The following is a 12,431-nucleotide window of genomic DNA, read 5'->3' on the forward strand; positions in this document are numbered from 1 at the left end:
ACGCGGCCGTTAGTATAGCGGCGTCAAGGTGCGTTTACCAATAACTAATCACCGATAAGCCAAAAAATTAAGTCTTACGGGCAATTTGCGCATTTTTAACACACCCTGTGGCGTCTTTTCATCAATCTGTCATACTGATTCGTAACAGTACTGTTTGCCAGGTCGACAAGACCTCTAAAGGATTGAGGGCCGGACATGTTAATATTACGTCTCAATAAAGCAGGTGCGCCACAAGACTGGCTCGACATTTATCAGGCCGCCCGTTACTACGCCCAGAATAAAGTACTGTTTGAACTGGGTAATCAGCACCGCACCCTGCTCGGCGGCTGGAACCGTGAAGGCCAGCAAAGTCAGCTGCGCATCAGTTCGATTATCGCCTGCGATGGTAAGGTGGTACAAAACGGCAAAATTGCTCTGACTAACCGCTATTTGTTCCGTCGCGACAACTATTTGTGTTTATATTGCGGCAATCAGTTTCGTTCCGGCCAGCTCACCCGTGACCACATTATCCCGCGCTCAAGAGGCGGTAAAAACAACTGGCAAAATGTCGCCACTGCCTGTGCCCGCTGTAACCATCAAAAAGGTGCCAGAACACCCGAAGAGGCGAATATGCCATTACTGGCTGTGCCCTTCGCGCCCAATTTGTACGAACGCTTTTACCTGATGAACCGGCGTATTCTGGCCGATCAAATGGACTTTTTAAGCCACCATTTCAGCCAGCGACGCGCCTGGCTATAATACCAATCCACATAGAGGTTTGCCCACTCAGCAAGACTGTCAGGCTTTCTGGCTAGGCTTGATTGCACAGGTTTGGTGGTTCCAAATCAAGCAAGCGTAACAACGCCAGAAGGTCTGACAGCCTTGCCCAAAGGGAGTGGCCAAAACGACTTACATCTGTGTTGCGTCCTCTGGACATAGAATGACTATGCCGCAGAGCACGCGTCGTGATCTAAGTCGTTTTGACTCACTCTGAGAGGGTAAACCTCTATGCGGATTGGTATACTCTAAGCCTGATCTGAACCTACTGGTGGCAAACCGCCCTTTTTCTGTTCCGCTTTAATGGTATCAAACCATAAAGACAGCCAGTCTGCGCGAATTTTCTCTTCCAATAACAGCGACTCGTCAGATGGACAAAACAGCCCCACTTTCACCACAAACTTGGCAAAATTATTGGTTTCAATGTCGATAACCGGATCGATGCTAATGAACTCAGCATCCAGGTTACGCTCAATCCAGCTCTTATAGCGCTCGGCTACATCGCGGAAGTGACTGCAATGTTCAATAGCTTTCGCTCTGAAGTCATCCAATAACCTATAGGGATTGACCAGCGGCTCCAGCGTTAAGGAAAATTCATGCAATCGATAGCGGCGCAGGAAGTTAAGGTTTTTAACTACCTGAATCATCAATTGATTATTCGGCACGTACACGTGTTTACCGGTATAGCCATAGTGTTCCGCATCCACTTCAAGCAGTGTGGTTTTGGCCCAGTCCATTTCTACCACTTCGCCCACATTATCGCCTAACTGAACCCAGTCGCCGACCCTGAACGGACGCGTTGTCATGTAGTAGATAAAGCCCATAAAGCACTGGATCATCTCGCGGGTGGCAAAGACGATAGCCACCATAAATGCCGCAATGGACAGGGCCAGACTCTGCACTTCGGTTGACCAGAGCATCAGCAGCAACACCAGCAGGATGGCATTGCCTAACTGGTCGATAATATTAATGGAGTGACGGCGGTCATCGCCGCTTTTTTTACTTTGTCGTCTGAGCAACCTGATAATGATGCGCTTGCAACCAAGAAACACCATTATAAGTAACAGTGAGGTTAGTAATTTATAGGACTGGGTGTAATCCAGAAAAACGCGCCAGGCTTGGTCGATTACGTCAGGCATCGCCATGAACTCAAGTTCCTCCAACAAAAAAGCCCACCTTATAGGTGGACTTTACATATTCGTAGCAAAGCGTGGCAGGTTATAGTAAAAAACTCAACCTTACCACGCCGACCATCGGTTATCCGTCGCTATTATTCGCGGATTTGTCCGGTGCCGGTGACTACGTATTTCTCAGTGGTCAGCGACTCCAGCCCCATAGGTCCGTAAGCATGCAGTTTAGTGGTGGCGATACCAATCTCTGCGCCAAGGCCAAGCTGGCTACCATCATTAAAGCGTGAAGACGCATTAATCATTACCGCCGAGGCATCCACAGCACGCTGGAAGTGCTTTGCTGTATCCATGTTCTGAGTACAGATCACTTCTGTATGGTGACTACCAAATTTATGGATGTGCGACAGTGCTTCGTCGTAGTCTTTAACTACGCGGATAGCGATTTCAAGGCCAAGGTACTCTTCGCCAAATTCGTCATCGCCAATCACATCGGCATCGTCGAAATAGCTGGCTGCCGCTTTGTTAGCATGCACCGTAACACCTTTCTCCTGACACATCTTACTGACTCGTGGCAGAAAATCACCAGCAATCGCCTGATGCACTACCAGACCCTCCAGTGCGTTACACACACCGGTACGCTGAGTTTTACCATTAATAAGAAGCTCCAGGCCCATGTCCAGATCTGCGTCCTTATCGACGTATAAGTGGCATACACCTTTGAAGTGCTGAATTACCGGAACCTTACTGTTATCTGTTACATAGCGGATAAGGCCTTCACCACCACGTGGAATAATCACGTCGATAGTATCAACCTGCTCCATCAGTTCCTGCATCAGGGCGCGGTCCGGATCCGGGATCACGCTGATTAACGCTTCAGGTAAATCGTGCTCACGCAGAACCTGCTGCAACAAGCCGGCAATCGCCATGCTGGTTTGCAAGGCTTCTTTACCACCACGCAGAATTACGCCGTTACCCGATTTAAAACATAAAGCACCTGCATCAGCGGTAACATTAGGACGTGCTTCGTAAATCATACAAACCACACCAAGGGGCACACGCATTTTGTTAATTTGCAGGCCGTTAGGACGTTCCATAATCGAACGCTCCTGCCCTACCGGATCAGCCAGCTCAATAATGGTTTCGATGCCTGCGGCCATATCTTCGATACGCGCAGGCGTCAGGGTAAGGCGGTCTAACATGGCGTCATCCAGACCCGCTTGTTTACCCTCAGCAACTTCTTTCGTGTTGACCTTAACAATCTCGTCCTGGTTATCACGAATAGCTGCAGCCATGGCAGCCAGTACTTTGTTTTTCGTTGCTTCATCTAAAATCGCTAACGTTTTCGCAGCGTTAGCTGTGTCGTTGGCAATTTGTGTAATTAAACTCATTTGTTCTCCAATACTGCAATGTGCTGTTCTGAAATAATCGGACCGGTTTTCTCTTCGAATTCCGATGCAAACTTCTGATTACCTTCGTTGGCAATGAAGTTTAACAAACAGCTACTGTAATTTGATTTAGCCTTGGCCAGTTTTACGCCATCTTCACGACGGACTAAAATGGTATCGCCTACCGAAAACTCGCCTTTAACGTCAAGAATTTCACTACTAGTGAGTGACTCAACGCCCTCATCCAGAGGATCGCTAAACGCTTCTTTAATCACGACCTCACCCTGCGCATTCGAGGTGTGGGTCATCCAGTGCACATTTTCTTTCATCGGCTTTTCATGCGCCTGGAAGTGCGTGCCAGGGTTTTGTCCTTCGAGCATCAGGTTAAATGAAAGCTCGGTAAAGCCGTTAATGATAAAGGTATCAATACCGTGTGAAACCGCTTTTTCAGCTGCTTCTACCTTGGTGCGCATACCACCGGTACCAACACCATCTTCGGCGGCGCCGCCCGCCATGGCGTAGATACTCTCATCAATCTTATCTACCCACGATAACAATTTTGCGTCGTCATGTTTGTGGGGGTTTTTATCATACAACCCGTCTACATCAGAACAGATAACCAGCGCATCCGCATCGGCAGCTGCCGCTACCATGGCAGACAGGTTATCGTTATCACCTACTTTAAGCTTGTCGGTAGTTACCGTGTCGTTCTCATTAACGATGGGTAATACACCGTGATCAAGCAAGCTGTCCAGTGTTTCACGAATACTTACATAGCGCTCACGGTCACGTAAGTCAGCGTGAGTCAGTAACACCTGGGCCGACGGAAAGTCGAACAGTTTATCCCAGGTTGCCATCATTTCGGTCTGACCAGCTGCGGCCATCGCTTTTTTGATAGCAATGTTCTTTTTCGTTTCTTCCGGGAATATGTGTGCCCCCGCAGCTACCGAGCCTGAGGAGACCAGCACTACCTGAATGCCCTGCATCCGGCAACGTACAATAAATTGCGCAATACTCAGAAGATAATGACTACTACATCCCTGACGGTTAGGGGCAATCAATGCACTCCCAACCTTAACTACAATGCGTTTCCAATTTGAACGATTCATATTTCCTATCACCTTAAGATAATTCTGCTAAAACTTTATTTGTTTCGGTAAATTTCGCCTGCACTTCCTCGTGCGGCTCTTCACTGAAGATAATCACGCCCCAGATAGTCAGTGAACTAATGATAAAGCCGGGGACAATCTCATAAACCACACTACTTAGTGTTGCACCGCCTTCAAGGACCGGCGCATAGATCCAGAACAGTACCGTTACGGCACCACTCAAAATGCCTGCCAGAGCGGCTTTATGAGTTAAATTTTTCTTGTACAAACAAAACAGCACCAGCGGACCAAACGCTGCACCAAAGCCTGCCCAGGCGTTACTGACCAGAGACAAGATGCTGTTCGATGAATCCCATGCCAGCAGCAATGCTGCAAGTGCTACACCCGCTACACCATAGCGGCCTATGGCTACGGTTTGCTCCTGGGAGGCTTCTTTTTTGCTCACTACACGATAAATGTCTTCTGTCAGCGAGCTGGCCGACACTAATAGCTGCGATGAGATTGTGCTCATAATGGCAGCCAGAATTGCAGCCATCAGGAACCCGCTGATCAACGGATGAAACAGAATCTCGGAGAATATAATAAAAATAGTCTCTGCATCTGCCACCTGCAAGCCGAACTGGTTTGCATAAGCAATCCCTACAAAACCGGTACCCAATGCACCGATAATGGTTACCAACATCCACGACATACCAATATTACGAGCTGTCGCAATAGCCTTTACTGAACGAATGGCCATAAAGCGGACAATAATATGCGGCTGTCCGAAATAACCTAAACCCCATGCCAGGCTGGATACCAGACCAAGCAATGTTAGCTCCTGCCATGATTCGCTTAACGACGGTACTGATTCCAGTGCCGCGCTGTTCATTTGCGCCAGGCTGTCAAACTCGGTAAACGCAACAATTGGTACTAATACCAGCGCCACAAACATGATGCAGCCCTGCACAAAGTCCGTCATGCTTACCGCCAGGAACCCCCCCAACAGTGTGTACGACACCACCACCGCCAGCGTAATAATCAGACCTGTCTGGTAACCCATGCCAAACGCGCTTTCAAAAAGCTTACCGCCAGCCACTAAACCGGCCGACGTATATAATGTAAAGAACATAACAATAATGCCGGCTGAGACCATTCTCACACTGGCATTAGACTGACCAAAACGCTTTGCGAAAAACTCTGGAATAGTCAGCGAGTCATCGGCGACTTCGGTATAAACGCGCAGCTTGGGAGCGACCAGAAAATAATTAGCCAACGCACCGGCCACCAGACCAATTGCAATGTACATGGCATCAAAACCAGTTAAGAACATCGCGCCGGGTAATCCCATCAGCATCCATCCGCTCATATCAGATGCGCCAGCGGATAATGCAGTTACGTGTGGGCTAACCTGGCGACCGCCCAGTATGTAGCCGGAAATGTCACTGGTTGATTGCTTATATGCGAACAACCCAATGCCCAGCATAACTGCAAAGTAAATCGCTAGTGAGATGTAACTTTCAAACGCCATAGAAAAATATTGCCTTTGTATTTTTGTCGTTAACTGATTATCAATATTAATTAGAGGTCTAATTATACGCGCATAAACATTTATTACAAGGGCGAAGACTACGAGGGGGAGGCGTAAAATCCATTAAAACAGCCATCTACAAACCGTATAAACGTCTTTCACCCTTACTGTTGACAGTTATCTCAAGTTACCGAAGTAAAGCTATAAAAAGCTGATTAGCATAGCTTTTTATTTCAACCTTGGTAGTTATACGTGCTTAACATTAAAAACCTACTAAAATGAACTGAATTACCATCTTTGTTCAATTCGTGACATTTTTATTACGGGTCTAAATATTAGAGTTCGTTTTCATCTAAGCCGCCAGCGTTGCCGGTTTACTTACAGACTGACGTACTGACATGGCTATCCCTTCGCACCAGGATTGAAACGCCACGGAGTCTGCCGCAGAGTAATCAAGCCCTAACCAATGACAATCTGCACCGTGTGATGCAAAACTCACCTGCATCGCCAGCTCGATATTCGAAAGGTTATCGTCTTCAGCTACGGTAAACGCTGCAGCTACATCACAATCGGCCAGCAAAGCCTGATGGCTCTGACGAAAAATTAACTCAAAACGCCTTGCCAGCGGGCTGTCACCATCTGAAGGTAATTGAAATATAACGCCCTGAAGGTGTTTGGCTTTGTCGTCCTGTCTGACCAAATCAGAATGAGTGAGTAACTGTAATTTTATGCCGCTGTTACCAAACTGGGAGCCGAGGCGTTGCACTCGCTGGCGAATAGCCTCGTTCCACTCATACAACACAACCCCAACAGATACCACTGCTGGTTGATAATGATCCTGAGTTATAATCACCCTTTCCTGGGTGTCATAACCCGCCGACATCGCTAAAGACTCACTCACTGAATATTCTCCTTCCGAAAACGGCTGATGGTTTCGCACCTGTCGCTCTGCATCAGTTATTACAACTAAACTTGCAAAGTCGACGCCAATTCAAAAAAGAAAAATAGCCTTTAACTTTCAATAAGATAGATTTTTAGACACCAAAAAATAGAAGAAGCCGTCAATAAAGGCCCCCAGAAATGCCCGCCGGTGTGAAAAATATTCACACCGGCGGTAATACCAATCTACCAGCTGATGGGTTTGCGTTTGCGGAAGAACATCCCGTTAGGACTGTCTTCATCGAGACTGGCCAGCCAGATAGCTGTGTCTGCGCCCTCCTCCGGCGTTAACGGCGCACTTGAGCCGCCCATACGGGTATGAACCCAGCCTGGGCACATAGCATTTACCTTAACGTTTTTACCGGCCGGCACTGACGCCGCCGTTTTCACTGTCAGCGCATTCAGCGCTGCTTTCGTTACCGCATAAGCCGGAGGTCCGCCGAGTTTCTCGGCAAAGCTGCCGTATCCGCTTGAAACATTAATAATACGACCAAAATTGTTATCCAGCATGGCAGGCAGCACGGCTTTAGTCAGCATCGCCGGACCTTTCACATGCACATCAAACGATGACTGCAGGTCGCCTGCACTCAGCTCAGCAAGTTCGTCACTGTGCATCACCCCGGCGTTATTGATCAATATATCGATATCGCCAAACACCGCCACTGCTCGCGTGAGAGCGTCTTCCATTGCACCCTGTGCAGTGATGTCCATTACAATTGGATGTACATCGCCATTGAGATCTGCACAGGCCTGTTCAGCTTCCTCTTCGTCACGGGCTACCAGTAATACCTTGTGTCCCAGCTTCAGCAAGCCTTCTGCTATTGCAAAACCGATCCCACGGTTACCTCCCGTTACCATCGACAAGGGTGTCATAACTTCTCCTTTGTGGTTTGGAATGTGTCACTGCCATTAACACGTTGTGCTACGGCTTCAACGCGTTGGCTTAGCAAAAAGATCACAGGCATAAGGCATGCCCAGATGGCGGCAAGTAAAAATACGGTAGGATAAAAAGCTAAGCCGAAAGTAACTGCCTGTAACTGCATACCCGCCACATAGCTAAGCGTACCGCCAACCGCACCAAGTCCGGCAGCTAACCAGTAGTGTGTGCTGAGATATGCCAGACTGTGCCTCAGCGTAGAGGCAAAGGCGAACCATAGTAAAATAAGCCAAAAAGGGATCGGTAAGAATTGCCCGGAACCAGAAAAAATGTACACACCAAACATCGCCAGCAAACTGTCGGTAATGACGCCTGCGATTGCTGCAACCAGCACTACGGCGAATTCTGTGAGTGACTCCCTAACCAGCACAATATGGGCAATCAACAGTGCAGCAACCACCCACCAGTATTGATTCTGGTACAGGATAAGCAGCCACCAACTAGCCTGAAAACCTATAAAATTGATTAACTTAAACAATCCTTCACCCCACTAAAATAATACGCACGGCACAATACTTGTATTACCAGTATTACCGAAACTAACGTTTTAACTGATTGCTGTAACTGATACGGCGCTAACGATTGTGGGTTCACTGAGGGAGAGAATAACCAATGAAGATGGTTAAGTATTATCTGTTGGCTGGCATTTTACTTTGTGTCATTGCGGCCTATGTGCCCTACTGGTGGATAAATGTGGTCATTCTGTGGACTGCGGCATCGCTGTTTGCCGTGTGTGTAGCTTATCTGACTAATTACCCCGAATTATTCAGAAAACGCGAAGACGGGCGGATCCCGGTTTACGTTCGCTGGCTGTTTATTCCTTTTCTGCTGGGTGCCCGTTTCTATAACTATTATGAACGCAAAACCGATAAGGTGCCCAATATTCAGAAAATCGAAGAACAACTGTATCTGGGTACACGACTGGTCGGTAGCGACATTGAAAAACTCAGCAACCAGGGGATCGACTGTATTCTGGATGTAACGGCAGAATTCGACGGCCTCGACTGGACCAGTTACCGCTATGATGTGGATTATCTGAATATTCCGGTACTCGACCATGCCAGTCCTACCAATGAGCAGCTTCACCTGGCACTAAACTGGATTGATCAACACATTCGCGATGGTCGCAAAATACTGGTTCATTGTGCTTTAGGGCGCGGTCGCTCGGTGCTGGTAATGGCTGCCTACCTGCTGGCCCGCAACGATGCGCTGTCAGTGGTTGATGTGATGAATAAGATTCAGTCAGTACGAGCTACTGCCAGACTTAATAAGCACCAGCTTAAGAGTCTTTCAGCGGTGAAACAACGTGGCCGTTTAAAATTAAATACGCAGCTGGCTCTCATTGCCAACCCGGTAGCAGGCGGCGGCAAATGGAAAACGTACAAGGAAGAAATCCTTTCCCATTTAAACAGTCAGTTCCGGGTCACCATATATGAGACCACACCTGAGCTCGATGCCACCTGGCAGGCACATCAGGCAATAAAGGCCGGTAACGAAATATTAATCGCCTGTGGTGGCGATGGTACAGTGACAGAAGTTGCCACAGTAACCCGCGAACACCAGAAGGTGCTGGGCATTATTCCTCTGGGCACCGCCAATGCACTAAGTCAGATTGTATATGGCCTGCGTAGCAAGCTCGCGCCCATCACACGTGCCTGTGAAGTGATTTGTGAGCAGCAATATACGCCGGTGGATACGGCAGAATGTAATGGCAGACTAATGCTTTTAGTGTCTGCCATTGGCTTTGAGTCTCAGATGATTGAACATGCCGACCGAGAGGAAAAGAATAACGGTGGTCAGATGGCTTATCTTGAGGGCCTGTGGAAAGCAATGAACACCAGCAACCCGCAAAAGCTTCAGGTGACCCTTGATGATGAAAGCTTTGAGCTCGATACCCCTTCATTTGTTATCGCGAATGCGGCGCCACTTAGCACTGCACTCGCTCAGGGGGGCGACCTGCCGGATATGACAGATGGTGAACTGGATATCACCTGGCTCACCCCTACAGAAGATGACATGCCGTTATTTACCGTGGCCGAACTGGTGTTTGGCAACGAGCAATCAAAGAAATCATCACAAATCATTCATCACAAACGGGCTAAGCAGGTCAGTATAAAACTGCCTGAGGAGCAAACTTACGTAATTGATGGTGAAACCTACACTACAAGCGAAATCACCGTTAAATGTCAGGCCAGAAATCTCAATATTCTGGCCGACAGCAAACGCTTTGATGAAAGCTATGAGGTGAGTGACTAACGTTTCCGGATTACATTACCAAGGGTAAATATTACCCTTGGCCTTCCCTTTAACTCCCACCAAAACAGAAATACCCATTTTAAATCATACACATATCTTCGGGCACACGTATTGCTAAATTACTAGTCAGAGAGTAACAAACGGTAACCCGCTGGAAGACTCAATTAGTCACACATAACACGTTATGGTTACCATCTGAACAACTAGTCAGGAGCACCTTATGAACATTTTTGAAGCATTACGTCAGGATCATGAAAAGCAACGTTTATTACTAAAGATCTTAGTAGAAACACATGGCGACACTGCCGCTCGTCGTGAATATTTTGATGAGCTGAAGGACGAACTGGAGCGTCACGCAACAGCCGAAGAACGTCACTTTTACGTACCGCTTATGGATGATGACAACGCGGTTGAGCTGTCTCGTCATGGTATCGCAGAGCACCACGAGATTGATGAATTAGTGGAAAAGCTCGATGGCACAGAGTTTAGCTCTCCCGCCTGGTTACGTTTTCTTAAACAGCTTAAGGAGCAGGTTGAGCATCACCTGGACGACGAAGAGCAGGAATTTTTCCAGATTGCCGGTCGCATCCTTAACGAGAAGCAGAAAAAAGCGCTCGGTGAGGCTTATCGTGACGAAATGAGCGAACTGGCCTAACAGGACAAAGATGATGAATATGCTGAAGCTGGCGATTTATCTGATGCTTGGCGTACCAGTGGTAACGCAGCTGTTTTTGTTGCTTTCACCACTGCAAAAGAACAGCTATGGCCTGATGATGGCAGGCCTGCTTCTGCTTCTTATTCTTATCTGCCTGTTGATTACACTTACGCGATTCGTGTGGCAGGACCACAGTGACTCAGCCTAACCGCGCGGGGAGCTACCGTGTCCGATGATTCGATATTACAACATAGAGCGCATGCACCGCCCCGGCACAAAGCCAAGCATGGTAAGGAGCAAGTTTATCCAGAACTGACGGGTCATCCCTGCGTTCAGATAAACGGCCAGCGGTGGCAGCAATACAGCCAGCAAGGCCATAAGATAAATATTCATCAGTTTCACCCTCTAGCCTGAGAATGTGTCAGGCATAAAAAAACCACCCTGATGGGTGGTTTTTTATTTGGTGCGGAAAGCGGGACTTGAACCCGCACGGCCGAAGCCACCACCCCCTCAAGATGGCGTGTCTACCAATTCCACCACTTCCGCAAAATCGTTTCTATATGCCTTAGTTAGGCGTATCACCGGTGTTATCTTCAACCGGTACCGCTGGTACGTCGGTATCAGCTGGCGCGGCCTGCTGAGTTACCGGTACTTCCAGGTTTTCCCACTCATCAGGTGCTTTTTCCTGACGGGCAGTAATATTACCCAGTAACAGGCTAATCACAAAAAATGCCGTAGCCAGAATACCCGTGGCTCGAGTCATAAAGTTACCTGAACCACTTGAACCAAACACGGTATTAGAACCGCCGGCACCAAAAGATGCACCCATATCGGCACCTTTACCCTGTTGAATCAGCACAAAGCCAATTAACAGCAGTGCTACAATCAGGTATGCAACCAAAAGCACTTGATAAATCATTTTCTATCCTCGTTAGCCTGCCGCCTGGCAAACTTGTCTAAATTCTTCTACTTTCAGGCTTGCTCCGCCTATCAGACCACCGTCAATATCCGGCTGAGCAAATAATTCTTTCGCATTCGATGCTTTAACGCTGCCACCATAAAGGATTTGCATCCCTGATGCCAGGTCCTCACTGAAGCTGGCCAAATGCCCGCGTATAAACGCATGAACTTCCTGAGCCTGTTCAGGCGTGGCTGTTACACCGGTACCGATGGCCCAGATAGGCTCATAGGCAATAACCGCTTTGCTTAATTGCTCTGCCGTCATCAAGGTTGTTAATGCATCAAGCTGAGCAGCTAAAAAGCTTTCCAGCTTACCCGCTTCGCGGGTTTGCAGCGATTCACCGATACAAATAATCGGTGTCAGGCCACTGCTGATTGCCTTTAAGGCTTTCGCAGCAACCAGTTCGCTCGACTCGCCATGGTCATCACGTCGTTCTGAGTGGCCCACAATCACATAGTTGCAACCTAACTCAATCAGCATCTGCGCTGAGATATCACCGGTATGTGCGCCGTTATCCAGCTCACTTACCGTTTGTCCGCCCAGGGCGAAGTCAGCGCCGGCAAAGTCACCAAGATAGCACGCTGGTGGGCATATTATTACCTCTACCGCTGCGCTATCAACACCATCCATTAGTGTAGAAAATTCTTTAACCAATGAACGGCTGCCGTTCATCTTCCAGTTTCCAGCTACGATTGGCTTTCTCATGTATCGTCTTCCAACTGTGTTTGACTTCATCCCGGCGTCAAAGCGGGCGTGATATTAACTATTCCCTTACGATTATACAAGTAAAAAA

General features: G+C 48.0%; 13 protein-coding genes, 1 tRNA gene and 1 pseudogene. 4 read left to right on the top strand and 11 right to left on the bottom strand.

Annotated elements, in window-relative coordinates:
- The first annotated feature begins 195 nt into the window (after nt 1–195).
- Complete coding sequence (locus D9T21_RS19935) at nt 196–738, top strand: HNH endonuclease (RefSeq protein ID WP_123326938.1); 543 nt, start codon at nt 196–198, stop codon at nt 736–738.
- A 266-nt stretch (nt 739–1,004) separates the two neighbouring features.
- Here D9T21_RS19935 and D9T21_RS19940 read toward each other — a convergent pair whose 3' ends face one another.
- The 7 genes from D9T21_RS19940 to D9T21_RS19970 all read right to left on the bottom strand — a co-directional run bounded on the left by D9T21_RS19940 (nt 1,005) and on the right by D9T21_RS19970 (nt 8,244).
- Nucleotides 1,005–1,922, bottom strand: coding sequence for a mechanosensitive ion channel family protein (locus tag D9T21_RS19940; RefSeq protein WP_338134025.1), 918 nt, complete (start codon nt 1,920–1,922; stop codon nt 1,005–1,007).
- A gap of 104 nt (nt 1,923–2,026) precedes the next feature.
- Nucleotides 2,027–3,274 (bottom strand): glutamate-5-semialdehyde dehydrogenase, encoded by a 1,248-nt coding sequence (locus D9T21_RS19945; protein WP_123326939.1) that lies wholly within the window; start codon nt 3,272–3,274, stop codon nt 2,027–2,029.
- Nucleotides 3,271–4,380, bottom strand: a complete 1,110-nt coding sequence (gene proB, locus D9T21_RS19950) for a glutamate 5-kinase (RefSeq protein ID WP_123326940.1) — start codon at nt 4,378–4,380, stop codon at nt 3,271–3,273. The genes D9T21_RS19945 and proB overlap by 4 nt, the downstream gene beginning before the upstream one ends.
- Before the next feature lie 13 nt (nt 4,381–4,393).
- Nucleotides 4,394–5,890 (bottom strand): sodium/proline symporter PutP, encoded by a 1,497-nt coding sequence (gene putP, locus D9T21_RS19955; RefSeq protein ID WP_123326941.1) that lies wholly within the window; start codon nt 5,888–5,890, stop codon nt 4,394–4,396.
- 352 nt (nt 5,891–6,242) lie between these two features.
- Nucleotides 6,243–6,791, bottom strand: a complete 549-nt coding sequence (locus tag D9T21_RS19960; RefSeq protein ID WP_164464773.1) for a hypothetical protein — start codon at nt 6,789–6,791, stop codon at nt 6,243–6,245.
- Between the two features lie 224 nt (nt 6,792–7,015).
- Nucleotides 7,016–7,702: an SDR family NAD(P)-dependent oxidoreductase gene (locus D9T21_RS19965; protein ID WP_123326943.1), complete on the bottom strand. Its 687-nt coding sequence runs from the start codon at nt 7,700–7,702 to the stop codon at nt 7,016–7,018.
- Nucleotides 7,699–8,244: a DUF2878 domain-containing protein gene (locus D9T21_RS19970; protein WP_123326944.1), complete on the bottom strand. Its 546-nt coding sequence runs from the start codon at nt 8,242–8,244 to the stop codon at nt 7,699–7,701. Before D9T21_RS19970 ends, D9T21_RS19965 begins: the two co-directional genes overlap by 4 nt.
- 134 nt (nt 8,245–8,378) lie before the next feature.
- Here D9T21_RS19970 and D9T21_RS19975 point away from each other — a divergent pair, with 134 nt between their 5' ends.
- The 3 genes from D9T21_RS19975 to D9T21_RS19985 all read left to right on the top strand — a co-directional run bounded on the left by D9T21_RS19975 (nt 8,379) and on the right by D9T21_RS19985 (nt 10,885).
- On the top strand, nt 8,379–10,022 hold the full coding sequence (locus D9T21_RS19975; RefSeq protein WP_123326945.1) for a diacylglycerol kinase family protein: 1,644 nt from the start codon (nt 8,379–8,381) through the stop codon (nt 10,020–10,022).
- 220 nt (nt 10,023–10,242) lie between these two features.
- Nucleotides 10,243–10,677, top strand: a complete 435-nt coding sequence (locus D9T21_RS19980) for a hemerythrin domain-containing protein (protein ID WP_105936823.1) — start codon at nt 10,243–10,245, stop codon at nt 10,675–10,677.
- A 10-nt stretch (nt 10,678–10,687) separates the two neighbouring features.
- Nucleotides 10,688–10,885, top strand: coding sequence for a hypothetical protein (locus D9T21_RS19985; RefSeq protein ID WP_164464774.1), 198 nt, complete (start codon nt 10,688–10,690; stop codon nt 10,883–10,885).
- Nucleotides 10,886–10,897: 12 nt separating this feature from the next.
- Here the strand turns inward: D9T21_RS19985 and D9T21_RS19990 are convergent.
- The 4 genes and pseudogenes from D9T21_RS19990 to tpiA all read right to left on the bottom strand — a co-directional run bounded on the left by D9T21_RS19990 (nt 10,898) and on the right by tpiA (nt 12,343).
- Nucleotides 10,898–11,070: pseudogene (locus tag D9T21_RS19990) on the bottom strand (YqaE/Pmp3 family membrane protein).
- A gap of 68 nt (nt 11,071–11,138) precedes the next feature.
- Nucleotides 11,139–11,223, bottom strand: a tRNA-Leu gene (locus tag D9T21_RS19995).
- Nucleotides 11,224–11,242: 19 nt separating this feature from the next.
- Nucleotides 11,243–11,596, bottom strand: a complete 354-nt coding sequence (gene secG / locus D9T21_RS20000; protein ID WP_123326947.1) for a preprotein translocase subunit SecG — start codon at nt 11,594–11,596, stop codon at nt 11,243–11,245.
- A 12-nt stretch (nt 11,597–11,608) separates the two neighbouring features.
- On the bottom strand, nt 11,609–12,343 hold the full coding sequence (tpiA, locus tag D9T21_RS20005; protein ID WP_241155768.1) for a triose-phosphate isomerase: 735 nt from the start codon (nt 12,341–12,343) through the stop codon (nt 11,609–11,611).
- Between the last annotated feature and the right edge of the window lie 88 nt (nt 12,344–12,431).

Source organism: Marisediminitalea oceani (genome assembly GCF_003731635.1).
Lineage (GTDB): Bacteria > Pseudomonadota > Gammaproteobacteria > Enterobacterales > Alteromonadaceae > Alteromonas > Alteromonas oceani.

Excerpts from the sequence above, each read along its gene's own strand:
- secG (WP_123326947.1), bottom strand. The coding sequence starts at position 11,596 with ATGATTTATCAAGTGCTTTTGGTTGCATACCTGATTGTAGCACTGCTG.
- D9T21_RS19965 (WP_123326943.1), bottom strand. The coding sequence starts at position 7,702 with ATGACACCCTTGTCGATGGTAACGGGAGGTAACCGTGGGATCGGTTTT.
- D9T21_RS19980 (WP_105936823.1), top strand. The coding sequence starts at position 10,243 with ATGAACATTTTTGAAGCATTACGTCAGGATCATGAAAAGCAACGTTTA.
- putP (WP_123326941.1), bottom strand. The coding sequence starts at position 5,890 with ATGGCGTTTGAAAGTTACATCTCACTAGCGATTTACTTTGCAGTTATG.
- D9T21_RS19985 (WP_164464774.1), top strand. The coding sequence starts at position 10,688 with ATGATGAATATGCTGAAGCTGGCGATTTATCTGATGCTTGGCGTACCA.
- D9T21_RS19975 (WP_123326945.1), top strand. The coding sequence starts at position 8,379 with ATGAAGATGGTTAAGTATTATCTGTTGGCTGGCATTTTACTTTGTGTC.
- D9T21_RS19935 (WP_123326938.1), top strand. The coding sequence starts at position 196 with ATGTTAATATTACGTCTCAATAAAGCAGGTGCGCCACAAGACTGGCTC.
- tpiA (WP_241155768.1), bottom strand. The coding sequence starts at position 12,343 with ATGAGAAAGCCAATCGTAGCTGGAAACTGGAAGATGAACGGCAGCCGT.
- proB (WP_123326940.1), bottom strand. The coding sequence starts at position 4,380 with ATGAATCGTTCAAATTGGAAACGCATTGTAGTTAAGGTTGGGAGTGCA.
- D9T21_RS19945 (WP_123326939.1), bottom strand. The coding sequence starts at position 3,274 with ATGAGTTTAATTACACAAATTGCCAACGACACAGCTAACGCTGCGAAA.